Annotated in this window: 21 protein-coding genes and 1 riboswitch; of the genes, 9 read left to right on the plus strand and 12 right to left on the minus strand. The window is 61.2% G+C overall.

Going from position 1 to position 23,173, the window contains the following annotated elements; translation table 11 throughout:
• Nucleotides 1–8: 8 nt before the first annotated feature.
• From SMD27_RS22815 to SMD27_RS22825, 3 genes are all read right to left on the minus strand, one after another.
• Nucleotides 9–212, minus strand: coding sequence for a hypothetical protein (locus SMD27_RS22815; RefSeq protein ID WP_320510761.1), 204 nt, complete (start codon nucleotides 210–212; stop codon nucleotides 9–11).
• A gap of 43 nt (nucleotides 213–255) precedes the next feature.
• Entirely contained in the window at nucleotides 256–702 is a 447-nt protein-coding gene (locus tag SMD27_RS22820; protein ID WP_320510762.1) for a hypothetical protein, read from the minus strand.
• 793 nt (nucleotides 703–1,495) lie between these two features.
• Nucleotides 1,496–2,872 carry an aspartate aminotransferase family protein gene (locus SMD27_RS22825; RefSeq protein WP_320510763.1) on the minus strand — a complete coding sequence of 459 codons (1,377 nt, stop codon included), beginning with the start codon at nucleotides 2,870–2,872 and terminating at the stop codon, nucleotides 1,496–1,498.
• A 238-nt stretch (nucleotides 2,873–3,110) separates the two neighbouring features.
• Here SMD27_RS22825 and betI point away from each other — a divergent pair, with 238 nt between their 5' ends.
• From betI to SMD27_RS22860, 7 genes are all read left to right on the plus strand, one after another.
• On the plus strand, nucleotides 3,111–4,163 hold the full coding sequence (betI, locus tag SMD27_RS22830; RefSeq protein ID WP_320510764.1) for a transcriptional regulator BetI: 1,053 nt from the start codon (nucleotides 3,111–3,113) through the stop codon (nucleotides 4,161–4,163).
• Nucleotides 4,153–5,049, plus strand: a complete 897-nt coding sequence (locus SMD27_RS22835) for a proline iminopeptidase-family hydrolase (RefSeq protein ID WP_320510765.1) — start codon at nucleotides 4,153–4,155, stop codon at nucleotides 5,047–5,049. The genes betI and SMD27_RS22835 overlap by 11 nt, the downstream gene beginning before the upstream one ends.
• A 128-nt stretch (nucleotides 5,050–5,177) precedes the next feature.
• Nucleotides 5,178–5,255, plus strand: a riboswitch (SAM riboswitch).
• A 31-nt stretch (nucleotides 5,256–5,286) separates the two neighbouring features.
• Nucleotides 5,287–6,225, plus strand: a complete 939-nt coding sequence (locus SMD27_RS22840; protein ID WP_320510766.1) for a homoserine O-succinyltransferase — start codon at nucleotides 5,287–5,289, stop codon at nucleotides 6,223–6,225.
• 413 nt (nucleotides 6,226–6,638) lie between these two features.
• The gene (locus tag SMD27_RS22845) at nucleotides 6,639–7,325 is read left to right on the plus strand and encodes a VOC family protein (RefSeq protein WP_320510767.1); all 687 of its coding nucleotides are present in this window, start codon (nucleotides 6,639–6,641) and stop codon (nucleotides 7,323–7,325) included.
• Nucleotides 7,326–7,443: 118 nt separating this feature from the next.
• Nucleotides 7,444–8,826: an FAD-containing oxidoreductase gene (locus tag SMD27_RS22850; protein WP_320510768.1), complete on the plus strand. Its 1,383-nt coding sequence runs from the start codon at nucleotides 7,444–7,446 to the stop codon at nucleotides 8,824–8,826.
• Nucleotides 8,827–8,943: 117 nt separating this feature from the next.
• Nucleotides 8,944–9,138 carry a carboxymuconolactone decarboxylase family protein gene (locus SMD27_RS22855; protein WP_320510769.1) on the plus strand — a complete coding sequence of 65 codons (195 nt, stop codon included), beginning with the start codon at nucleotides 8,944–8,946 and terminating at the stop codon, nucleotides 9,136–9,138.
• A 92-nt stretch (nucleotides 9,139–9,230) separates the two neighbouring features.
• On the plus strand, nucleotides 9,231–9,875 hold the full coding sequence (locus tag SMD27_RS22860) for an isochorismatase family cysteine hydrolase (protein ID WP_320510770.1): 645 nt from the start codon (nucleotides 9,231–9,233) through the stop codon (nucleotides 9,873–9,875).
• Nucleotides 9,876–9,992: 117 nt separating this feature from the next.
• Here SMD27_RS22860 and SMD27_RS22865 read toward each other — a convergent pair whose 3' ends face one another.
• The 9 genes from SMD27_RS22865 to SMD27_RS22905 form a co-directional block, all read right to left on the minus strand.
• On the minus strand, nucleotides 9,993–10,127 hold the full coding sequence (locus SMD27_RS22865; RefSeq protein ID WP_320510771.1) for a carboxymuconolactone decarboxylase family protein: 135 nt from the start codon (nucleotides 10,125–10,127) through the stop codon (nucleotides 9,993–9,995).
• A gap of 258 nt (nucleotides 10,128–10,385) precedes the next feature.
• Nucleotides 10,386–12,191 carry an ABC transporter ATP-binding protein gene (locus SMD27_RS22870; protein WP_320510772.1) on the minus strand — a complete coding sequence of 602 codons (1,806 nt, stop codon included), beginning with the start codon at nucleotides 12,189–12,191 and terminating at the stop codon, nucleotides 10,386–10,388.
• A gap of 68 nt (nucleotides 12,192–12,259) precedes the next feature.
• On the minus strand, nucleotides 12,260–13,213 hold the full coding sequence (locus tag SMD27_RS22875) for an acetamidase/formamidase family protein (protein ID WP_320510773.1): 954 nt from the start codon (nucleotides 13,211–13,213) through the stop codon (nucleotides 12,260–12,262).
• Complete coding sequence (locus SMD27_RS22880; protein ID WP_320510774.1) at nucleotides 13,210–14,853, minus strand: ABC transporter substrate-binding protein; 1,644 nt, start codon at nucleotides 14,851–14,853, stop codon at nucleotides 13,210–13,212. Before SMD27_RS22880 ends, SMD27_RS22875 begins: the two co-directional genes overlap by 4 nt.
• An 89-nt stretch (nucleotides 14,854–14,942) precedes the next feature.
• Complete coding sequence (locus SMD27_RS22885; protein ID WP_320510775.1) at nucleotides 14,943–16,697, minus strand: ABC transporter substrate-binding protein; 1,755 nt, start codon at nucleotides 16,695–16,697, stop codon at nucleotides 14,943–14,945.
• A 54-nt stretch (nucleotides 16,698–16,751) separates the two neighbouring features.
• Nucleotides 16,752–17,672 carry an ABC transporter permease gene (locus tag SMD27_RS22890; protein ID WP_320510776.1) on the minus strand — a complete coding sequence of 307 codons (921 nt, stop codon included), beginning with the start codon at nucleotides 17,670–17,672 and terminating at the stop codon, nucleotides 16,752–16,754.
• Nucleotides 17,672–18,520, minus strand: a complete 849-nt coding sequence (locus SMD27_RS22895) for an ABC transporter permease (protein WP_320510777.1) — start codon at nucleotides 18,518–18,520, stop codon at nucleotides 17,672–17,674. The genes SMD27_RS22890 and SMD27_RS22895 overlap by 1 nt, the downstream gene beginning before the upstream one ends.
• A gap of 256 nt (nucleotides 18,521–18,776) precedes the next feature.
• Entirely contained in the window at nucleotides 18,777–20,312 is a 1,536-nt protein-coding gene (locus SMD27_RS22900) for a DEAD/DEAH box helicase (protein WP_320510778.1), read from the minus strand.
• 228 nt (nucleotides 20,313–20,540) lie between these two features.
• A complete protein-coding gene (locus tag SMD27_RS22905; protein WP_320510779.1) occupies nucleotides 20,541–21,113 on the minus strand; it encodes a hypothetical protein in 573 nt (190 codons plus the stop codon).
• A 122-nt stretch (nucleotides 21,114–21,235) separates the two neighbouring features.
• Between SMD27_RS22905 and SMD27_RS22910 the strand changes: the two genes are divergently transcribed.
• On the plus strand, nucleotides 21,236–21,691 hold the full coding sequence (locus tag SMD27_RS22910; protein ID WP_320510780.1) for a DUF1489 family protein: 456 nt from the start codon (nucleotides 21,236–21,238) through the stop codon (nucleotides 21,689–21,691).
• 333 nt (nucleotides 21,692–22,024) lie between these two features.
• Nucleotides 22,025–22,453 (plus strand): autotransporter outer membrane beta-barrel domain-containing protein, encoded by a 429-nt coding sequence (locus SMD27_RS24290; protein ID WP_379991250.1) that lies wholly within the window; start codon nucleotides 22,025–22,027, stop codon nucleotides 22,451–22,453.
• Nucleotides 22,454–23,173: the final 720 nt, after the last annotated feature.

Genomic DNA, 23,173 nt, shown 5'->3' on the forward strand with positions numbered 1-23,173 from the left:
GAAACCGCTCAGCGCTGTGTCATGTCGAATTCGAACCATTTCAGCGACAATCTCCTCAGCGTGCCATCGCCATGCATGTCCTCGACCGTCTTCTTCAGCAGCTCGGCGAAGTCCTCATCACCGGCAGGATGGCGGCCGATTGCGGCACGAATGCAAGCCAGATGATCTGCACGGGATGCCGGAGTCCGGTAAGCTAACGCCGCAGACGGCACAAGGCGTCTGCGGCGTGTTCTTGATAAGGAAGAGCCGGTACGTCTATTCGCCGCCCGAGAACCAGTTGCCGACGCGGTGGAAGAAGCCGCCGATACCGCTGCGGGCTTCCTGGGTTTTGTCTTTGGCGAAGTCGCCGGTATCCTGGGCACCTTCCTTGATCGCATGGCCGGCGTCGCTGGCGCCTTCGCCGATAGCGTGGCCGGTATCGCGGGCGCCTTCGCCGATGGCATGGCCGACATCCCTGGCACCGTCGCCGATGGCATGGCCGGTATCCTTGGCGCCTTCCTTGACCGATTGGCCGGCGGCATTGAGGTCGTCACCCACATCCTGGGCGTGGCTGACAGCCGGCAGGCTTGCGCTGAGGGTCCCGGCGAGCACCAGCATCAGCAGGGAGCGCGACAGCATTGAGGACCGCCGCACCGAACCCTCCGCACGGACCTGGACACAGGGGCCCTGAATATAGGGGATGGGTTGTGCAAAGCGACGCATGATCATTCTCCGTATCAGTCATAATTGTGTTGGCGCCCGATACGGCCTCGTCGCGACGGTGACCGGTTTGATTAGATGAACCGGCGCCGAAGCCGATGTCGCCGGAGATGCGGTCGCAGGTGACAGATACCATGGCGACCGCGCCCAGAACGGCAAATCCGCCTGGCGGCTCGGGCGGCAAGACTGCATAGAGCGACGGCTATAACGAATTTGCGCATGCTATTCTCCCATGTCACGTTCAACTTCGCGTGTGCCGTAGACCTCCGAGTAAAAGCTCTCAATAAATTCTATATGTACGAACCCCTGCGGCAAAGTGTCCGCTAGCCCATTATGCGCCTGGAACTTGAACCAATGTGAAAAGTTCACGCTCTCCCGCTATGCCTCGCAGGTGATGATATCCTATCGACCGTAAGGCCATAGAAGGCAAGCTTGGTGACAGTTGAGTTAAGCAGGCGGCGAATTCGTCAGACAGGATCAGGGCGCTGTCCAGTTCCTGGCATCACCCTCGGACTTGATCCGGGGCTCATCGTGACGCCTGAACGGCACCTGCATGATGGCATGTCGGCCTTTCACAGAACATCGTGCCAGCCTCAACCATGGAACCCTTCGGATCTAGTCCGAGGGTGACAAGTGAGTTGTTGCAAGCGACGCGGGATGAACGCAAGAGAGTGAGGACCCGGTTCGGCACTGACTGAATTCGGAATCAGCACAGTGCCGAGGCAATAGAAAACCGGCGCCAGGTCTCCCGGGCGCCGGTTCAGTTGCTCGCCGGAAGCGAGAGGATGCTGTTCGCTTAGCCGCTGATGCCGGGCATCAGCTTCTTTTCGCCCGTGTCACGGCCCTTGGAGAGTTCGTCCAGGGTCAGATCGACGGCTTCTTCGAACTTGCTCAGCGTCTCTTCCAGGCACTTCTGGTCGTGGGCGGCGGAGATGAACCACGGCTCGCGGCTATCCGGTTCGCACATGACACCCATATCGATCAGGTAACCCGCCATCGTGTCATAGAAGGTGTAATCGCTGAGCTTCCAGTTGCGATAGGTGGTCGGGGCTTCGGCGCTGAAGAACAGGCCAGACATGCTGTAATGGCCGGTGAAGCTGTGGGGAATGCCGCGCTTCGACAGCACCTTGCCCATGCCTTCCTGCATCGCCTTGCCATAGGCAGCGGTGCGTGCCAGCGCATCGGTGTTCTTCATGATGGTGAGCGTCGCTTCGGCCGCGGCGAGGCTCATCGCCTGGGCGGTATAGGTGCCGCCATGGGCAACGCCCTTGCCGTACTTGCGCATGATCTCTTCCTTGCCGCCGATCGCCGAGATCGGATAGCCGTTGGCAACGGCCTTGGCGACGGTGAAGATATCGGCCTCAATGCCATAAAGCTCCTGGGCGCCGCCCTTGCCGACGCGGAAGCCGGTCTTCACTTCATCGACGATCATCAAGACGCCGTATTTCGTGCAGAGCTCACGCACCGCCTTGATGAATTCCGGCTTCGAGGGGATGCCGCAGCAATTGCCGAGGATCGGCTCGATCAGCACCGCCGCAATGGTGTCGTGATTCTTCTTCAGCACCTCTTCCAGGCGGTTGGCGTCGTTATAGGGCACCTGCCAGAAGAGCTGGCGGACGAGCTGGGGAATGCCTTGGCCATAGCTGATGATCTTGGGATCCTTGCTCTGATCCTTCATGTCGTCGGGATCGGCCGTCCACATGGTGGCGTCGAACAGGCCGTGATAGGAGCCTTCGAAGGTGACGTAATTGTCCTTGCCGGTATAACCGCGGGCGAGGCGGAGCGCCGCCATCACCGCTTCGGTGCCGGAATTGGAGAAGCGCACCAGTTCGGCCGCCGGCATCATCTCCTTAATGAGCTTGGCGACGGTGACTTCCTTCTCGGTCCCCAGCGCATAGACAGTGCCGACCGGCTGGGCTTCGCGCGCGGCGGCATCGACATCCGGATGGCAATGGCCGAGGATCGCTGGGCCATAACCCAGGCGGTAATCGATATATTCGTTGCCATCAATGTCCCAGAGGCGGGCACCCTTGCCGTGCTTCACGAACACGGTCTGCTCGTCGCCCCAATAGCGGAAGTTCGAGCTGACGCCGAGCGGCATATGTTTCAGCGCTTCTTTATAGTGCGCCTGCGACTTGGCGAGGTTGCGTCTCTGGGTTTTGATCGAAGTCATAATGAAAAGCTCCCGTAGGTCATCCCTAGTTTGCGTCGAAATTTGCGCGGTTGCTGTCGCTGGGGAAGCAACCATATTAAATAACGATATAGAAATCCTAGGTGAGCGGCCGGAATTTGTCTACTGCATTAAATGATCATTTAATTTCGCAAGCGCAGCAAAGCGAAATTCTTCAATGTTTTACCCTGCGAATCCTGATAGGTTACGCGACGCCAAAAGGGGCCTTATGAGGGGTAAAATGGCGAAGCCTGAAGCATCCAAAGAGGTGCGCCGCAAGCAATTGATCGATGCGACCATCCGCGCCATCGGCCGGTTCGGCTATGCCAATGCGACCCTGACACAGGTGGCGAGCGAGGCGGGTTTATCGCCCGGCATCGTCAATTTCTACTTTAAATCCAAGGAGCAATTGCTGGTCGCGACCTTGGAACAGATCGCCGATGAATATTCCACGCTGTGGCAATCGGCGATCAACAAGGGCAAAGTCTCGCCGGCGGCGGGACTCGATGCGATGATCGAGGCCGACTTCCATCCCTCGGTCTGCAATTTCGAAAAAGTCTCGATCTGGTACGCCTTCTGGGCCGAGGCGCGCAGCAATTCCGCTTACCACGAAGTGGTCTCGCGGCTGGAAGGCGATTATCTGCAGCAGACCGAAACCCTCTGCAACCGCATCATTGCCGAAGGCGGCTATCAGGAGATCGAGGGGCGGGAGATCGCCGTCGGCCTGAATGCCATGATCGACGGCCTTTGGTTCGACTGCCTGATCGATCCCAAAGCCTTCAACCGCTCGGAAGCGAAGCGGGTCTGCCGAATCTATCTCGCCTCGGTCTTTCCCGCTCATTTCGCTGGCGGCCGACCGTCGGAAGGCGGGCCCCGGCGCAAGCTGGAGGGGCAGAACGATGGTGTTTTCGGCAATGTGAGCCCGGCCATCGATCCCGATATACAGGGCCGCGACGCCCATCGGGCGCGGCTGGCGGTCGCCTTGCGCAAGCGCCTGGAACCGGTCGGCAAGCTGAAGCGCGAGGCTCTTGCCGCAGCTGTCGGCGTTTCGGTGAAGACTCTGGAAAGCTGGCTGGAAGGGCGGGGCGAGCCGAGTTCCTGGCAGATGGGGCGTCTCATCCCGGCGACCGATGCCCAGCTCTGGTTCGAAGTCTACGGTCTCATTCACGAGGAAGCCCAGCGCCTGTTCGAAGCGCGCCTGGCCCAGCAACAGGAACAGGCTCTGCGCGACCGCGCTGCATTGGATGCGTTGCGCGCCGGCAAGGCGATACGAGGCGAGCATAATGACAACTGATCATCCGGCACCCGCTTATCCTGCCCCCCAAACCAGCGGCTGGATCGATGTGCCCGGTGGGCGCGTCTGGTATCGCAGCAATGGCGATTCGCATCCGGGGCGGGCGCCGCTTCTGGTGCTTCATGGCGGGCCGGGGATGCAGCATGACTATCTGCTGCCCTTGACCGCTTTGGCCGATACGCGGCGGGTCATCTTCTATGATCAGCTCGATTGCGGCCGTTCCGACCGCACCAAGGATCCGCGTAACTGGACAGTGGAACGCTATCTCTCGGAAATCGACGCCATCCGTGAGGATATCGGCCTGACGGAGTTGCATCTCTACGGCAATTCCTGGGGCGGCAGCCTGGCGGCGGAATATGCCGCGCAGCGCCCCGCCGGCTTGAAAAGCGTCACCCTCGCCGGGCCGCTGATCAATACCGATCGCTGGATTGCCGACAATGCCGCCTATTGCCGTGCGCTACCGGAACCGCATGCCTCGCTCCTGCTGGGTGAGGCCGCACTCGATGATCCCGCTTATCAGGCGGCGGTCGATTTCTTCTACCGCCGCCATCTCTGCCGCCTCGATCCCTGGCCGGAGATCGTCACCACGACGATGAATAACGGCAATATGAATGTCTATCAGACCATGTGGGGCCCGGCGGAATTCACCTCGACCGGCAGCCTGCGGCAGTTCGACGTGACGCCGCGCCTGCCCGATATCGCCGCGCCCACCTTGTTCATCTGCGGCGAATATGACGAGGCGACCCCCGCCGCCTGCCGCGATTTCGCCAAGCTGGTGCCGGGTGCCCAGGTCGCTGTAATCGCCGATGCCTCCCACCTCGCTCCGGTCGAACAGCCGGAAGCCTATCTGGCCCGATTGCGGGCTTTTCTCGATCCGCTGGGGTAAGGCTGCCTGCTGCCTCCCCGCTAGGAGGCCGGGTTTTAGAGGGCCCAGTCCAGTGCCGGATGCAAGCCTGCCCCCGGAGAACCGCGGGCCCGCCCCCTAGACGGCGGGGATGGGATTCGCTATAGAAAGAGCCAGTTCGTGGTGATTTGGCCGGCCGGCTTGCAGCCACGTTAAAAAAATCGCTAAAGGGCCGCGTGCGGACCAGAGGCGATATATTTTTCGTTTTTGGTGACCGTTATGCCGATCAAGATTCCTGACAAGCTCCCTGCATTCAACGCCCTGGTGAACGAGGGCGTGCGCGTCATGACCGAGGCGGTGGCGATCCGCCAGGACATCCGCCCGCTGCAGATCGGGCTCCTCAATCTGATGCCGAACAAGATCAAGACCGAGCTGCAGATGGCGCGCCTGCTCGGTGCGACGCCGCTCCAGGTCGAGCTGTCGCTGATCCGCATCGGCAATCACAAATCGAAGAATACGGCGGAAGATCACCTGCTCACCTTCTACCAGTCCTGGGAGACGGCGCGGCACCGCAAGTTCGACGGATTCATCATCACTGGCGCCCCGGTCGAGACGATCCCCTATGAGGACGTCACCTATTGGCGCGAATTGCAGGATATCTTCGATTGGACACGCACCCATGTGCATTCGACGGTGAATGTCTGCTGGGGGGCGATGGCCGCGCTCTATCATTTCCACGGCCTGCCGAAACATCAGCTCAGCGAGAAGGCCTTCGGCATCTTCCGCCAGAAGGTCGTGAAGCCGTCCTCGGCCTATCTCAACGGCTTCTCCGACGATTTCGCCGTGCCGGTCTCGCGCTGGGCCAAGATCGCGGTGGAGGATGTCGCCGGCTGTTGCGACCTCAACCTGCTGACCTATTGCGAGGAGCAGGGTGCCTCGATCATCGAGGATGCCAAGGACCGGCGCCTCTATATCCTCGATCATCTTGAATACGATTCGACCTCGCTGTCGGACGAATATTTCCGCGATCTCAAGGCCAATGTGCCGATCAAGCTGCCGCTCAACTATTTCCCGAATGACGATGCGTCTCAGCCGCCGCGCAATCTCTGGCGGTCGCATGCGCATCTCCTGATCGCCAACTGGATCAACGAGATCTACCAGACGACACCTTTCGATATCGCTGAAATCGGCCAGGCGGCGCTTAAGCAGACGGCCTGAAGGCCGGCCTGTCGACGACGCTCATTGCACGACCTTGGCGGCAACAAGGTTGCCCGCCTCACGTGACGGCGTAGCGGCCTCTGCCGTGGACCCTCGCATCAAGTCCGTGGGTGACAGCAAGTGTGCATGATCCGTGTGCAATGACCGGAAGCACAACCATTCCCCTTGGCACAATGCCGACATCCGGCCAGGTTGTCACACTCGGGCTTGACCCGAGGGCCCATCGTTGCAACTGAAGAACGCTACTTTGCGGCGGCTGGCCGAGGAGCTGGCGTGCATTCGTGATGGCCAGGGCTTCGCAAGGCTGCTTTTGAAGCAAGCCAATCCACGGCCTGTATGGTAGATTTACCGAAGCTCCGGCTTCGGCCTGATCGCCGTCACTCTTAAGGCATTCCAAACCTAAGGAGTTCGACATGAGCAGTACATCGCTGCGCGAAGAAACTGCAAACGGGACCAGAGCGCGAACGCTCGACACAAAACTCGAAGTCGTTGTCATCCCGGTTTCTGACGTTGACCGCGCGAAGGCGTTCTATGCGAGCCTCGGTTGGAGGCTCGATGCCGATTTCGCCGGCGGCGACAGTTTCCGTGTGATCCAGTTCACGCCGCCTGGCTCCGGCGGCTCGGTCATCTTCGGCAAAAATGTCACCGCGGCGGCACCGGGCTCGGCCCAGGGCCTGTATCTGATCGTCTCCGATATAGCGGCCGCCCGTGACGACCTGCTTGGCCGCGGCGTCGCAATCAGCGAGGTGTTCCATGACGGCGGCGACGTGCATGACGGCGCGGACGAGCCTTATCTATTTGGCCGGCTTCGGGTCGGCGGTCCGAATCCCGAGCGTCGCAGCTATCGCTCATTCGCCTCGTTCCGCGATCCCGATGGCAATGGCTGGCTGCTTCAGGAGGTCACCGCGCGATTGCCCGGACGCATCGAGGGGGATGACACGATATTCACGTCGCCGGCCGAGCTTGCCGCCGCGCTCCGACGGGCCGCCGCCGCTCATGGCGAGCATGAGAAGCGGACCGGCCAGCATGATGCGAATTGGGCGGACTGGTACGCGGAATACGTTGTGCAGGAACAGGCCGGCAAGCCGCTGCCCTCATGAGGAGCGGCACCGACCGTAAACCCGGTGCGACCAGCTTTGGTCGGACAATTTCAGCTTACCGCCGTGATGGAGGGCGCCGTCGCGATCCTCGGCGCGGCATTCATCGAGGACCCACGACATGACTCAATCCTTCGACGCCATCGTCATCGGGGCTGGACAGGCGGGACCATCCCTGGCCGGCCGGCTGACCACCGCCGGCATGAAGGTGGCGCTCATCGAGCGCAAGCTGTTCGGCGGAACCTGCGTCAATACCGGCTGCATGCCGACCAAGACACTGGTCGCAAGCGCCTATGCCGCCCACCTTGCCCGGCGCGGCGCCGACTATGGGGTCACCATCGAGAGTCCGGTCAAGATCGACATGAAGCGGGTCAAGGCCCGGGCCGATACCGTGTCAAGGAATGCGCGCACGAATGTCGAAAAATGGCTGCGCGGCATGGACAACCTGACGGTCATCACAGGCCATGCCCGGTTCGAGGGAAGGGATGTTGTCCGGGTGGGCGACAGCCAGCTGCGGGCGCCGCGCATCTTCGTCAATGTCGGCGGCCGCGCGAGCGTGCCCGACATGCCCGGTGTCGGCGTGGTCGACTACCTCACCAATAGGTCGATCCTTGAGCTCGATACCGTTCCGCGACATCTGGTCGTCGTCGGCGGAAGCTATATCGGGCTTGAATTCGCCCAGATGTATCGGCGTTTCGGCGCGGCGGTCACGATCATCGAGAAGGGGCCGCGGCTGATCGCGCGCGAGGACGAGGACGTGTCGGAGGCGGTTCGCGAGATCCTCACCGACGAGGGGATTGCGGTACGCACCGGCGCCAGCTGCATCGGGTTCAAGCCCCACCCCGACGGCGTGTCGGTCGATGTCGATTGCACAGCCGGCGATCCGGCCGTGATCGGCTCGCATCTGCTGCTGGCGGTCGGGCGCCGGCCCAACACGGACGATCTCGGCCTCGACAAGGCCGGCATCGCAACGGATGCCCGCGGTTATATTACCGTGGATGACAGCCTGGCCACCAACGTCCCCGGCATCTGGGCCCTGGGCGATTGCAACGGCCGCGGCGCCTTCACCCATACGGCTTATAACGACTACGAGATCGTCGCCGCCAATCTTCTCGATGGCGGCAATCGGCGGGTGAGCGACCGGATTCCGGCCTATGCGCTCTATGTCGATCCGCCACTCGGGCGCGTCGGCCTGTCGGAGACGGAGGCGACACGTACGGGTCGCAAGATCCTGGTGTCCAAACGCCCAATGACGCGGGTCGGGCGCGCGGTCGAGCGGGATGAAACCAAGGGCTTCATGAAGGTGGTCGCCGACGCGGAGACGAAACAAATCCTCGGGGCCGCCATCCTGGGGACCGGCGGTGACGAGGCGATCCACGGCATCTTGGACATGATGAATGCCGGCGCAACCTATCCGGTCCTGCAATGGGCGGTGCCGATCCACCCGACCGTCTCGGAACTGATTCCGACGGTCCTCGGCGACCTGAAGGCAGCAGGCGGCTGACAGTGTTTCCGTTCGCACCTACCGCAAGATTTTTTTAGCAGGGCGTCACAAAACGCTGTCCTGGATCGTCATCATTTCGGAATCCTCACATTGGAACCGAAGGAAGGACGTAGAACCATGACTGCCAAACTGGATCCCTTTGCCGCCGCGCCGCAACTGATGAAGACCTGGATGACCGCATCGGTGGAGATCGCCGCCAGCCTTGAGCCAAGCCTGATCGAGCTGGTGAAAATCCGCGCCTCGCAAATCAACCAATGCGCCAATTGCATCAACATGCACACGGTCGAGGCGCGAGCCCAGGGCGAGACGTAACAACGTAGCTATCTGCTGCCGGCCCGGGGGGAAGCGCCATGCTATACCGACCCCGAGCGCCTTATACGATTTGTTCCAACATAAAGGAGAAGATGATGCCCCAACCCTCGAGTTACGACCCGAACACGACGGCGCTTCTGTGCATCGACTTCTATAATGACTTCCTCAGCGAGGGCGGAAAGCTCTGGCCATGGGTGAAGGACATGGTCCAGCAAAATAATCTGCTCGACAATCTTCGGACCATCGTTCGCACGGCGCACGAGGTTGGCGTTACAGTCTATCACGTGCCTCACCACCGCTGGGAGCCGGGCGACTATGTCAACTGGAAGTACCCGTCACCCTACCAGCTTGGTGCGGCCGAGCGGCAAGCCTTTGCCAAGGGCACCTGGGGTGGCACCTTTCACGACGATTTTCAGGTGCAGCCCGGTGACATCGTCGCCACGGAGCACTGGGCTTCGAGCGGCTTCCCGAACACCGATCTCGACCACCAGCTCAAGCGCTACGGCAAGGAAAAGATCATCCTGCTCGGGCTGTTGGCGAACACCTGCTACGAGGCGACCGGCCGCATCGGCATGGAACTCGGCTACCACGTCACGCTTGTCCGGGACGGGACGGCGGCGCGTTCGCCAGCGGCGATGCACGCGGCCATGGAGATCGACGGACCGACCTATGCTCACGCCATTCTCACAACGGCGGAATTAGTGGCCGCGTTGAAACGCCGGGCCGTGATCTCATAAGCGCAAAACCCTGATCGACCCATCAAGTCTTTATGGGTCACAATCCAAGCATGTCGTGCACCTGTCGACGCAGCGGCGTGAATTGCACCGCTGCGTCGGCGATACGGGGTGCTGCGGTCAGACCGCAGCCCTGGCAGCCTTTGCCGCTTCCGGTTCGACCCAGAAACCGAAACCGACGGCGAGACGATTCCATCCATTGATGATGTTGATCATCAGCGTCAGCTTCACCCGTTCCTCTCCGGTGGAATGCACTTTGAGCCCTCGCTTGCCTCACCGTGGCGGTGGTCTTTGGAAAGACGGGTCAGGGCTTCGGTCCAGGCCAAGGCGGCAAGAAATCTGTGGAGTGCTGCCTGCGGACAACGCGAGCTTAGCCTCAGAACCTGAACGACCTTGCTGGTGCCCTATGGTCGACTATCTTGCGCTCAAATCGCCGGATATGTCCCACCCAATGCCGTGAATTATCTTAACCCTCGGATTAAATTCGCGGGTCGTCGGAACTGGCGTTTGATCTTACTCCGCCGCCACCAGATGACCGCCGCCGAGATCGCGGTAGCTGACATAGCTCGGCACGAAATTGACCGGGCGGAACGGGCTCGGCACTTCGCCTTCCAACCGCTGGCGCACCATGTTCCGGCGGAGCGGATCGGGGATCGGTACGGCGGCCAGCAGCTTCTTCGTATAAGGATGCTGCGGATTACCGAGGACCGAGGCGGTCGGTCCGGTCTCGACGATCTGGCCGAGATACATGACCGCTATGCGGTGGCTGATCTCTTCAACGACTGCCATGTCATGCGAGATGAAGAGATAGGAGAGACCGAATTCCGCCTGCAATTCGCGCAGGAGATCGAGGATCTGCGCCTGGATCGAGACATCGAGCGCCGAGACGCTTTCATCGGCAATGATGACTTTCGGATTGAGGGCAAGGGCGCGGGCGATGCAGATGCGCTGGCGCTGGCCGCCGGAGAATTCGTGGGGATAGCGTGTCGCCTGTTCCGCGGTCAGGCCGACTCGGCGGAAGAGATAGGCAACGCGGTCCTTCAGCTCGCTGCCATTGGAAATCCCATGAATCACCAGCGGCTCGGCTACGAGATCGCCAACTGTCATGCGGGGATCGAGCGAGGCGAAGGGATCCTGGAAGACCATCTGCATCTGCCTGCGCAAATGCTGCAATTCGCGGCCGCTGATGCTGGCGATGTCCTTGTCCTCGATCTTGATGCTGCCGGTCGAGGGCACCAGGCGCAGGACCGCCTTGGCCGCCGTCGATTTGCCGCAGCCGGATTCACCGACCAAAGCCAGGGTTTCCTGCGGCATCAGGTCGAAGGAGACCTTCTCCACCGCATGAACACGCTGCTGCGTTCGGTGCAGGAGGCCGCCTTTGATATCGAAACGCACGACCAGATCGCGCACGCTGAGGACCGGCTTCGGCTGTTCCGGCTGGACCGGCATTTTCGGCGCGCGGGCGCCGGCACTGAATTTCGGCACCGCGTCGAGCAGGGCCTTGGTGTAGTCATGCTGCGGATTGGTGAAGATCGCTTCGACGGCACCTCCTTCCACCATCTTGCCATAGCGCATGACGATGACGCGGTCGGCCATTTCGGCAACGACGCCCATGTCATGGGTGATCATGATGATGGCGGTGCCGGTCTCGCGGCGGAGATCGGCCATCAGTTCGAGGATCTGCGCCTGGATGGTGACATCGAGCGCAGTGGTCGGCTCGTCGGCGATCAGCACCTTCGGATCGCAGGACATGGCCATGGCGATCATGACGCGCTGGCGCATGCCGCCGGACATCTCGTGCGGATATTGCTTCAACCGCTTCGCCGCTTCGGGAATCCGCACCGCCTGCAAAGCCTCGACCGCCCGCTTGCGGGCCTGGGCATCGCTCAATCCCCGGTGCCGGCGCAGGCTCTCGGTCATCTGTGTGCCGATGCTGAGGACGGGATTGAGCGAGGTCATCGGCTCCTGGAAGATCATGGCGATATCGTTGCCGCGGATCTCCTGCATCGCCACGTCGTCGAGCTTGAAGAGGTCTCGGCCGTTGAACATGGCGCTGCCGCGGATCACCCGGCCGCCCGGCTTTGGCAGTAAGCCCATGAGCGACAGCGAGGTGACCGATTTGCCGGACCCGGATTCCCCGGCGATGCAGAGCGTTTCGCCCTGGCGCAATTTGAAGCTGAGGCCGTCGACCACTGTGACCGGGCCGGTCGGCGTTGCGAATTGCACCGCCAGGTCCTGGAGGTCGAGGATCACCCCGCCGATTTTCCGCCCGCTGCCGGGCTGGATGGTGGCGTCGTGATGGCTGGGCTGAGCAGTCATTTTGGCTGGCGATCCGTTTCTTGCTGGTGATCCGATTTAATCAAGCAGGCTATCGATCGAGCAGGCGATCAATCGAGCACAACACGGGGGAAATAGAACGAGACCACCCAGTTCGGCATGTCGACGATTTCACTGATTCTGAGATCGCCGCAGACCGAGCAGAGCATATAGGCCTCGACGGCGCTGATTTTGTGGCGCTTGCCGAGGAGATCGATCATGCCGCTGACGGCATCGCGGGCACCGGTCATCAGGTCAGGACCGACGCCGGTCGTCACGTCATAGCCCTTCTCGTCCAGATGGCGGCTGACCGGGCCGGCGGTTCGGAAGCGCGGCATCTTGAGATTGGCACCCTTGACCAGTTCCAGCTTCACCGTGACATCGAGCTGACTTTCGATCGCCGTGCCACAGACCTCGCCGTCACCCTGGGCGGCATGGGTGTCGCCGAGCGAGAACAGGCCGCCTTGCACCTCGACCGGCAGATAAAGCTCGCTGCCAAGGCCGAGATCGCGGATATCGAGATTGCCGCCGACGCGGCGGGGCGGCACGACCGAATGCAGGCCGGGCTGGGCCGGGGCCAGGCCGACCGTGCCGGCGAAGGGCTTCAGCGGGACCTTGGCGAGCGAGCCGTACATCGCCGGCGCCAGGCTGTCCGCATCGTATTTCCAGATATGAAGGGCCGGTTCCTTGAACTGGTCCGCCAGCAGCCCGAAGCCCGGGATGTTGGCGGTCCAGCCCCAGCCGCAGGGTTTATAGCCGAGCATGGTGACCTTCACGGCATCGCCGGGTTCCGCCCCGTCGATCTCGATCGGCCCCAGGACCGGATTGACCTTGCCGAAGTCGAGGCGGGGGATATCCCCCGCCGTCCACTCTGGTGTTATCTGTCCGCACGACGATTCCATGCACTGCAACTCAACGACGTCGCCGGAGCCGACCGTGTGAATCGGCTTCAGCGAATTATCCCAGCCGATGTGATGCTGGTGATCGTGGATCGTGCAGGTCACGTTGTGCGGAGCATGTGTCATTTCTTCACCCAAACGTCTTCATAGGGGACGGGCTGGTGGATCACGTCGACGAAGTAGGATTTGTCGCCTTCGATCCGGTCCGAGCGCAGCGTATAGCGGTTCGGATTGAGCAGGGGCACCCAGGGGGCGTCCCGCATGATGATATCACCGAACAGCTTGCTCCAGGCGGCGTTCCGTTCTGCCGTCTTGGCGGGATCGGCGATCGCATTGGCCGCCTGGGCCCGCTTGTCGATCTCCTTGTTGCAGTAATGCGCGTAGTTGTAGCCGCCTTCGGCCGCACTCGCACAACCCAGGATCGGCGTATAGAAGTTGCTGGGATCCGGGAAGTCGGCATACCATTCGGTCAGCGTCATCGGTGTGCCATCGACCTTGCTGGCGATGCCATTGAAGGCGGCGTTGTCGAGGCCCTTCAGGCTGACCTTGACGCCGATCGCGGCGAGGTCCTTCTGGATGGACTGGCCCATGCGCGGCCAGGGATCGGTATTGGCGAAATAGAGCTCGGTCTCGAAGCCCTTTTCCAGTCCGGCTTCCTTGAGCAGTTCCTTCGCCTTGGCCGGATCGTAGCCATAGCCCTTGAAGTTCGCGTCATAGCCGGCCATTGCCGGCGGCAGGACCTGGTCGGTCACCGTGCCCCGGTTGTTCAGGATCTTGACCAGGCGATCCTTGTTGATCGCGTAGCTGACCGCCTGACGCACCTTCACATTGTCGAAGGGCTTCACATGGGCGTTCATGGTCATATAGTTCAGGTTGAGCTGCTTTGCCTCGTAGAAGCGGTCCTTCAGCGCCGCATTCTTGGTGACTTCGATGAACTTGGCCGGCGGGAAGATGTCGCCCGTCAGGTCGGCCTCGTTATTCTGCACCTTCAGGACCTGCACCACCGGCTCCAGGCCGAACTGGACGGTGATCTGATCGGCGTGAGGGCGGCCCGGGTGATTCGGATAGGGCGTGCGTTCCAGAACGATATGCTGGCCCTTCACCCATTCCTTCATCGCGTAATCGCCGGTGCCGACCGGATGCTGGCCGAAGTCGGCGCCGTATTTCTCGACCTCTTCCTTCGGCACGACATAGGAGAAGTTCAACGCCATGATATGCAGCATGGTGGCGTCGGGCTGGGTCAGGTGGAAGACCACCGTATAATCGTCCGGCGTCTCGATGCCGGAAAGCTCGTTTGCCTTGCCGCTGGCCACATCGTCATAGCCCTTCAGCGCGGTGAAATAGCCGGCGCCGGGGCTCTGCGTCTTCGGATCGACCACGCGATCGATCGAATATTTGACGTCGCCGGCCTTCATCTCGCGGCCGTTCTGGAACTTGATGCCTCGGCGCAGCTTGAAGGTATAGGTCAGGCCGTCGGGCGAAACCTCGTAACTCTCGGCAAGGTCGGTCACCAGATCGTTGGTGCCGTGCTTGTAATCCATCAGCCCGTCGAAAATCGACCGAATGGTCGTCCAATTCTGGAAATCGTAGCCGATCGCCGGATCGAGCGTGTTGAGATCGTCCTTGAAGACGATCGAATAGCTGCCGCCATTCTTCGCTTCCTCGGCATGGCCCGGCGTGGCGATGCCTGCCAGTGCCGTGCTCGCCAGCAGGGCCAGTGCGAAGCTGGCGCCCAGGGTAAACCGCTGGGTAAAGCGTTTGGTCATCAAATCCCCCTCTGTTTTTGGTTAAGTTATAAGTCCCCGTCCGCCCGCCTACGCCTCGTCTTGGCCGAACGGGGACCTTGGTCAGGTGGTTACTTCACATCTGTCGCATAGATGACGTCGTAATTGACCGGGATGTGAATCGGGTCGGCGAAGACGCCGTTCGGTCCCTGGATGCGCTTCGAATGGATGACATAGGCCTTCTCGTTGAAGACCGGCGCCCAGGGCGCATCCTTCATCAGGTCGGTATAGATCTTGCCCCATTCCACCGCGCGTTCGCCCTGCTTGGCGGGATCGGTGATGGCATTGGCCTTGTCGGCGCGGGCATCAAGATCCTTGTTGCAATACCAGGCCCAATTCCAGCCACCTTCGACCGCGCCGCCGCAGCCGAGGATGGCGGTGTAGAAGTTGCTGGGATCGGGGAAGTCGGCGATCCAGGCCATGCCGCCCGACCAGATCATCGGCGCACCGTCCTTCTTGCCACCGGCGGCGATCACCGTGCCCATGTCCTGCGACTTGATATTCGCCTTGATGCCGATGGCGGCCAGATCGCTCTGGATAGCCTGGGCGATGCGCGGCTGCGGGTCGGTGTTCATGACATAGAGATCGGTCTCGAAACCTTTCTCCAGCCCGGCTTCCTTCAGCTTCGCCTTGGCGCCCTCGACGTCGTATTTGTAGCCCTGATAGCTCTTGTCATAGCCCGGCATGGCGGGGGGCAGCGGCTGATTCGCCGGCACCGCGCGGCCGTTGATCAACTTGACGATACGGTCCTTGTTGATCGCCATATTGACCGCTTGGCGCACAGCCACGTTGTCGAACGGCTTGATATTGACATTCATCGTCACATAGCCGGTCTGGAGCTGTTCGGTGATGGCGATCTGGTCCTTCAGGCTGGCATCCTGGGTAACCTCGACGAATTTCGCCGGTGGGATGCCGTCGCCCGGAATGTCGATCTCGCCCTTCTGCATGCGGGTGAGGGCGACGGTCGGGTCCTGGCCGATCTCGAAAGTGATCTTGTCGAGATAGGGTTCGCCGGAGCGGTGGTAATCCTTGTTGCGCTCGAAGACGATGCGCTGGCCGGGCACCCATTCGCCCAGCTTGAAGGCGCCGGTGCCGACCGGCTTATGACCGAAATCGCCGCCGGATTTCTCGACCTCTTCCTTCGGCACGACGAAGGAGAAGTTGAGCGCCATCAGATGCAGCAAAGTGGCGTCCGGATGGCTAAGCTCGATCTTCACCGTATAATCGTCCGGCGCCGTCACGCCGGCCAGTTCCTTCGCCTTGCCGGCCTGGAAATCGTCGAAGCCCTTGAGCGAGGCGTAATAGCCGGCGCCGGGGCTCTGGGTCTTCGGATCGCAGGTGCGTTCCAGCGAATATTTGACGTCGGCGGCCTTCATCTCGCGGCCGTTATGGAATTTGACGCCCTTGCGCAGCTTGAAGGTATAGGTCAGGCCGTCCGGTGAGACTTCGTAGCTCTCAGCCAGATCCGGCACCAATTCGGTGGTGCCCGGCTTGTAATCCATCAGGCCGTCGAACATGGCCTTGATCATCGACCAGTTCTTCCAGTCATAACCGATCGCCGGGTCCAGGGTCGGAATGTCGTCCTTGAAGGTGACGGTGGCTTCGCCGCCCTGCTTCGGCGTCGCCGGCGTGCCGGCGGCTTCCTGCGTCGCGGCCGGCTGGGTCGCTGCCGTTGTCGACGCCGTGGTTGACGACTGGGACTGCGCCTGCTGTGTCGACTGTTCGGTCGCGGCGGGCGCGCTGGATTGCTGTTCTTCCTTCTTCTGGTCGCAGGCGCCGAGCGCAATCAGCGCCAACACCGATACCGATGCCATCAGACGTTTCATGTTCCCCTCCTAAGGGCCGCCAACCCGGCGGCCGTTGCGATATTGGTTTTTTTATCAACGCAGTTTAATACGCGGATCGATGAGCGGCGCGATCAGATCGGCGATCAGGCTGCCCATGGCGACGGCGAAAGCGACGATCAGCATGACGCCCATGATGATCGGGATATCGAGCTGCTGAATCGCCTGCCAGGTCAGCTGGCCGATGCCGGGCCAGCCATAGACCGATTCGATCAGCACCGCGCCGCCCATGAAGAAGCCGATATCCAGGCCGATCATGGCGATGATCGGCAGCAATGCATTGGGGACGATATGCAGGCCCAGGATCCGCAGCCGGTTGAGGCCCTTGGCTCGCGCCGTGCGGACGTAATCCTGGCGGAGTACCTCGATCACGGTCGAGCGCATCTGCTGGGCATACCAACCGGCTCCCAACAGGCCGAGCGAGAGCGAGGGAAGGATCAGGTTCTTGAACTGCCCATAGCCGCCGATCGGGAACCAGCCGAGATGCACGGCGAAGAAATAGAGCAGCAGCAGGCCAAGCAGGAAGGCCGGCATCGAGATGAAGATGAAGGTCGCCGCCATGATCGCCTGATCCAGCGCGCTGTTGCGCCGCAGCGCCGCGACCAGACCGAAGGTGAGGCCGAGGATCAGTTCGAAGAAGATCGCGCCGACCATCAGCAAGGCAGTCGCCGGTATGCGCGGGAAAATCAGCGTGGTGACTTCGCTGCGCTGTAGATAGGAGCGGCCGAGATCGCCATGCAGCAGGCTCCACAGATAACGGCCATATTGCTGCCAAATAGGCAGGTTGAGGCCGAGCTGCTCGCGCACCCGTTCCACCTGGTCCACGCTGGCGGTGCGACCGGCCACTTGGCGCGCCGGATCGGCCGGCAGCAGATAGAGCAGGCAGAAGGTAATGATGCTGACCCCAAGGAGGATCAGCAAAGCCTGGATCAAACGGCGAAGAACATAAGCCGACATCAGTGTTTCCCCCGCAGGGTCGGATCGAGAATATCGCGCAAGGCATTGCCCAGCAGGTTGAAGGACAAGGCCAGGATGGCGATCACGATACCGGGATAGAAGACCAGCCAGGGGAAGCTTTGGAAATAGCTTTGATTCTCGTTGATCATGCCGCCCCAGCTGGGGGTCGGCGGCTGCACCCCGACGCCGAGATAGGACAGGGCCGCTTCCAGGAGCACCGTGGTGGCGATGCCGAGCGTCGCCCAGACGGTGATCGTCGGCACCAGATGCGGCAGGATATGGCGGAACAGGATGCGACCGGTGCCGGCCCCGATGCTGCGTTCGGCCATGACATATTCGCGTTCCGAGAGCGAGGTCGTCTCGGTATAGAGCACGCGCGCGATCTGCACCCAGTTCACCATGGAAATCACGATGACGACGATCCACAGGCTGGGCCGGAAAATGGCCGCCAGCACGATCGCCAGCAGCAGGGAGGGAAAGGCCATCATCAGATCGGTGAACCGCATCAGCACCGTGCCCAACCAGCCACGCAAGAAACCGGCGGTGACGCCGATCAGCGCGCCGATGGCGATGGCGATGCCGTTCGCCAGCAGGCCGATGATAAGCGAGGCGCGGGCGCCATAAATCAGGCGGGAGAGGAGATCGCGGCCGAGGAGATCGGTGCCGAGCAGGAATTCGCTGTTGGGTGGTAGCGGCTCGCCGATATCGGTCAGGCCGTTGGGCAGTTGATTGTCAGGGGCGAAGGGCGCGATCAGCGGCGCGAAGATCGCCGCCAGGACGATGAGCGAGATAACGACAAGCCCGAACAGCGCCAGCTTCCGCTTCAGCAATTCTTTCAGAACATACATAATGCTTTCAGAACTCCGTTGGCCCCACCAGCACCGAAGGTCAAAACGGCGGGGTCAAATGAGCCTTTTGGTTGCCATGAAAAGTGGCGGCAGCATAGGTGCAAACCGCCGCATCTTCAACAAGGCTGACACAAAATCGCCACGGAATCTTACGCCCGCCAGTTGCGGGCTTGAACGCCTTTTCAGAGACGTAAAGAGCCTGACAACATACGGGAATATGCGGGGGCCTAGGCGCGAATGCGGATGGAGGATTCCGTCATCGTGGATTGGGCAGGCGGACCGGGCGCATCAGGAAGGCCGGCATATGGTCTCCGAAGGCCAGGACCGGCGTATCCTCGTCATGGTCCCGGCGACCGGCGGAACGCCGTTCGTGGCGATTTTGCTGGCGGACCGGTTCGAGCGGCGCCTTTTCGACGGCCGGCAAAGCGGCGGAGGATTCCAGCTTCTCGTGCCGGCCCTGATGCACGGGCGGGTGCGGAATGGCGGCTTCGATTTCAGCGGCCGCGACTTCCTGGCTTTCGCTCTTGCCGTTCTTGCCGCGGCGGTTGCGGCCCCGATCACGTCCACCCTCGCGCGATGCGCCTTCGGGAGCCTTGTCGCCCGCGGGTTTCCGGCGCTCATGGCGGCCGCGGCGGCGTCCCTTGCCGTCGCCCTCTTCGAAGGGCAGCAGCTCGATGCCGTCGATGGTGATGCGCGGGATTTCCTTGCCGATCAGTTTCTCGATCGCGGCGACATGCTTGCCGTCATCCGGCGTCGCAAAGGTGTAGGCATGGCCTTCGCGGCCGGCCCGGCCGGTACGGCCGATGCGATGCACGTAATCTTCCGCGTGAATCGGCGTATCGAAATTGAAGACATGGCTCAGCGCCGCGATATCGATGCCGCGCGCGGCGACGTCGCTGCACACCATCAGCGCGGTTTCCCCCCGCTTGAACTTTTCCAGCGTCTCGGTGCGTTTGGATTGCGGCATGTCGCCATGCAACTGCGCCACGTTGAAGCCGTGCTTGGTCAGCGAACGGTAGAGAATATCGACATCGCGCTTGCGGTTGCAGAAGATCAGCGCATTGGTCACCTGCTCGGCACGGATCAGGCGCCGCAGCGCTTCGCGCTTATCCATCTCATCGACGATGGTCAGGCCCTGGGTCACCGTGCTGGCCGTGGTCGCCGGCGGGGCGACGGTGATTTCCTTCGGATTCATCAGGAAGGCATCGGCGAGACGGCGGATTTCCGACGCCATGGTGGCCGAGAAGAACAAGGTCTGGCGCAGTTTCGGCAGCAGGCTGACGATGCGTTCCACATCGGGAATGAAGCCCATGTCCAGCATGCGGTCGGCTTCGTCGATCACCAGCGTCTTGACGTCGCTCATCAGGATTTTGCCGCGCTCGAAGAGATCGATCAGCCGGCCCGGCGTGGCGATCAGCACATCGACGCCGCGATCCAATTTCTTTTCCTGGTCGGCAAAGCTTTCGCCACCGATCAGCAGCGCCATCGAGAGATTGATGTACTTGCCGTATTTCTCGAAGTTTTCCGCCACCTGGGTGGCGAGTTCGCGGGTCGGTTCCAGGATCAGCGAGCGGGGCATCCGGGCGCGGGCGCGGCCGTTATGCAGGATCTCCAGCATCGGCAAGGTGAAGGAGGCTGTCTTGCCGGTGCCGGTCTGGGCACAGCCGAGAACGTCCCGGCCCATCAGCACGAAGGGAATGGCCTGGGCCTGGATCGGGGTGGGATCGGCGTAGCCGAGTTCGGAGATCGCCTGCAGAATTTCGGGGCTGAGCCCCAGTTCATCAAAAGTCATGCTTGCTCGAAATCGGGTGCCTGAGGACGTCTCGGCGGCGGATCTGCCGCTGGATCGCTCAAGGCAGCCGGCCCCATCAGGACTGCCTAAAAATCGCGGGAAATATAGGGACTATGCCGGTTTTGTCAATCAAACCGGGCTTTCCAGGGGCGTTCCGGCTCCGCCCAAGACCATCAGGGTGCCATGCTTCGACGACATGGCACCCTTTATCAGCTACTTAAACGGAGTTTAGCAGCGCATCCCATTCGAGCAATTCACATCGCCGTTGCTCTCCGGCGTGGGGAACAGGAAGACCGTCAGATTCCGCAGGAAAGCCTTGAATTGCGGGTCGTCCGGGCCGCTGACATCGGTGATCGATCCGGTTGCATATGTGACAGCGTCGTTACCCTGGCAATAGGCGGCTGACACGCGGATCTTGCTATCGCCGCCGCGGCCCATTTTGGTCGAGTCTTTGTCGCCGGAATTCTGGCAGATATAGTCGCCGGTGCCCCCGGTTTCGTTGAAGGCCAAGCGCACGCGTGGTCCCCTATCGACCGGCACATAGCCGTTCGGCTGGATCGCCTCCGCCACCAACTGGTTGAAGTCCTTCTGCGACATGGCGAAGGGATTGCCCGTGACATCCGCATGGATGCCCTTCTGATAGGGGATCCATCGCCCTTGCTCGGGATCATAGCCGGAGTTGATCTGCCGGTAGTCGATCTTGCCATAGGAGGAACAACCGGCCAGGCCGGCCGCCAGGAGCAATGCCAGGAATGGTCGTGACCAGTGGATGAGGGAGGGGGCGGAGGCTGGGTTAGCCATGGTGATTTCTCCAAGGGACGCTGTTAATAAGCTAAGCGGACTGATTTTTTAATCAAGACATATGCGATTCCCGGCGGATAAGTCGTGACGGGATCGGGACGGCGTGTGGAACAGGTAATGGCATGACGGTGCATCTGGTGAAGCTTTGTGTCGGTATCGGGTCCATTCAGGAGCTGGTTGCCTATCGCGAGGATTTGATGCGCCGCCTTGGTAAAAAAGGAAAGCCGCTCGAGGATCAGCATTGGACCCGCCATCGCCCGAAACGGGCCGAGGAAGTGCTGGATGGCGGTTCATTATATTGGGTGATTCGTGGATCGGTCTGTGTCCGCCATCGCATCCTGCGACTCGATGAGGTCGAGGACGAATCCGGCAATCCCTTCTGCGCCATCGTCTACGATCCGACCGTCATCATGACCGAGACGCGTCCGAAGCGCGCCTTCCAAGGCTGGCGCTATCTCGAGGCGGCCGATGCGCCGCCCGACCTGCCGAACCAGGAACAGGCACTGCGCCAGCTTGCCGACGAAGCGGAATTGCCGGCAGAGATGCTGGCGGAACTGCGCAGCCTGGGACTTGCCTGACGCTCTCTCATTTGCGCGACCCGGTGTGCTCACACGGCTGCACATGACCTGATCGCCGTCCAGAACGATGGAGACTATCATCGGAGTCTGTCGTCGATATGAAGCTCGGCGCACATTGCCGTGGCCGCCGATGCGGGCGCTTTCAGCGCTCCCTTATCGAGATAACCGCCCTCGAACAGCGATACGGCCTGGGCGGTTCCCGCTTTGGATGCCTCGATCGACTACGGCTTCCACCGGATCAAGACGAAGAACAACAGCGTCGGCGGCACCGCCAAGGGCGATCACCACGCGCATGAAATTGTCGCTGCGATGCAGGCGGGCTAGTCGGTTGATCTGCCGTCAAGCTTCGTGCTGACCCCGCATGCCGGCCTCGACTACGTGCATATCTTCGAGGAAAGCTTCAGCGAAAGCGGGGCCGGGGCGTTCGACCTCACGACCAAGAGTAACGACACGGACTCTCTGAAGCCGCATATCGGCGTCAGCTTGGCGAAGACCTTCGCCACGGATAATAGCTGGCGCCTGACGCCCCAGCTCGATCTCACCTATAGGCGAGAGATGCTGGACAACAGGCGCGATGCCAGGTGGTGGCGGGCGGCAGCAACTTCACGGTCAAGGGTGTCAATCCCTCGCGTGATGAACTCGGCCTCGGCACCAGCCTCACGGCACAGCTCAGCGAGACAGTGGACGTTTATGGCGGCTATACCGCGCAATTGCCGATCGGTCGGCCACAACTTCGAAGCTCGCTTGCGCGTGGCGTTTTAAGGCGGCTTGCGCCTCACCCACCCCGCCCTCCCTCATGCAGAGGAGGGTCGGGTGGGTGCTCAACCTCCATTCCCCGCTCGCCGCGATAACGGCCTCGCTTATGTGATCGGGACGAGCGACATTGCCTTCCGTGATGGTCGGAAGCCGAGCTCGATCAGTCCATCACGATGTTCCACTAACCGGTCTTTGGCGGGAATCGATCGGCCACTGCAGATTTTTTGAGTCGACTTATCGGGCGAAGCGACGAGCCCCGACCGATTCCGCAGTGCAACGAGAGCATAGAGCACCGAATTCTTGCGCATCGCAGCCACGATTCTTCCTTTTGAACTTGTGGTTGTCACTGTTCGAGCCGCTATCTGTAGCTTCGGAACACGAGAAAAAGGCGGTTTCCCGGGCTTTCTTAAAAAAAATCACGATGATGTTTTTTTCTGCTGGACAGTTCCGAATGACTCGCCTAAAAACCGCGCCACCAGACGGGGCGGTGACAAGCACCGGCGAACGACTGGTTCGGAAGGCGGTTTCGCTGACCGGGTCTAGATGGCGCAGAGAGCCCAGTCAGGGCACTTGAATCGCTGTTACGGCATCGCTATATTGCTCGATCGTGTCGGGCCGAATCGGCCACGATACATCGCGTTTTGCGGTGTCTGCTAATTGACATTGTTGAGAGAAGAGAAGGGATACGCGGGCGGCGGATCTTGATTGGGCTTAGGCCTGGTATGA

This window comes from Dongia soli (assembly GCF_034044715.1).
GTDB lineage: Bacteria > Pseudomonadota > Alphaproteobacteria > Dongiales > Dongiaceae > Dongia_B > Dongia_B soli.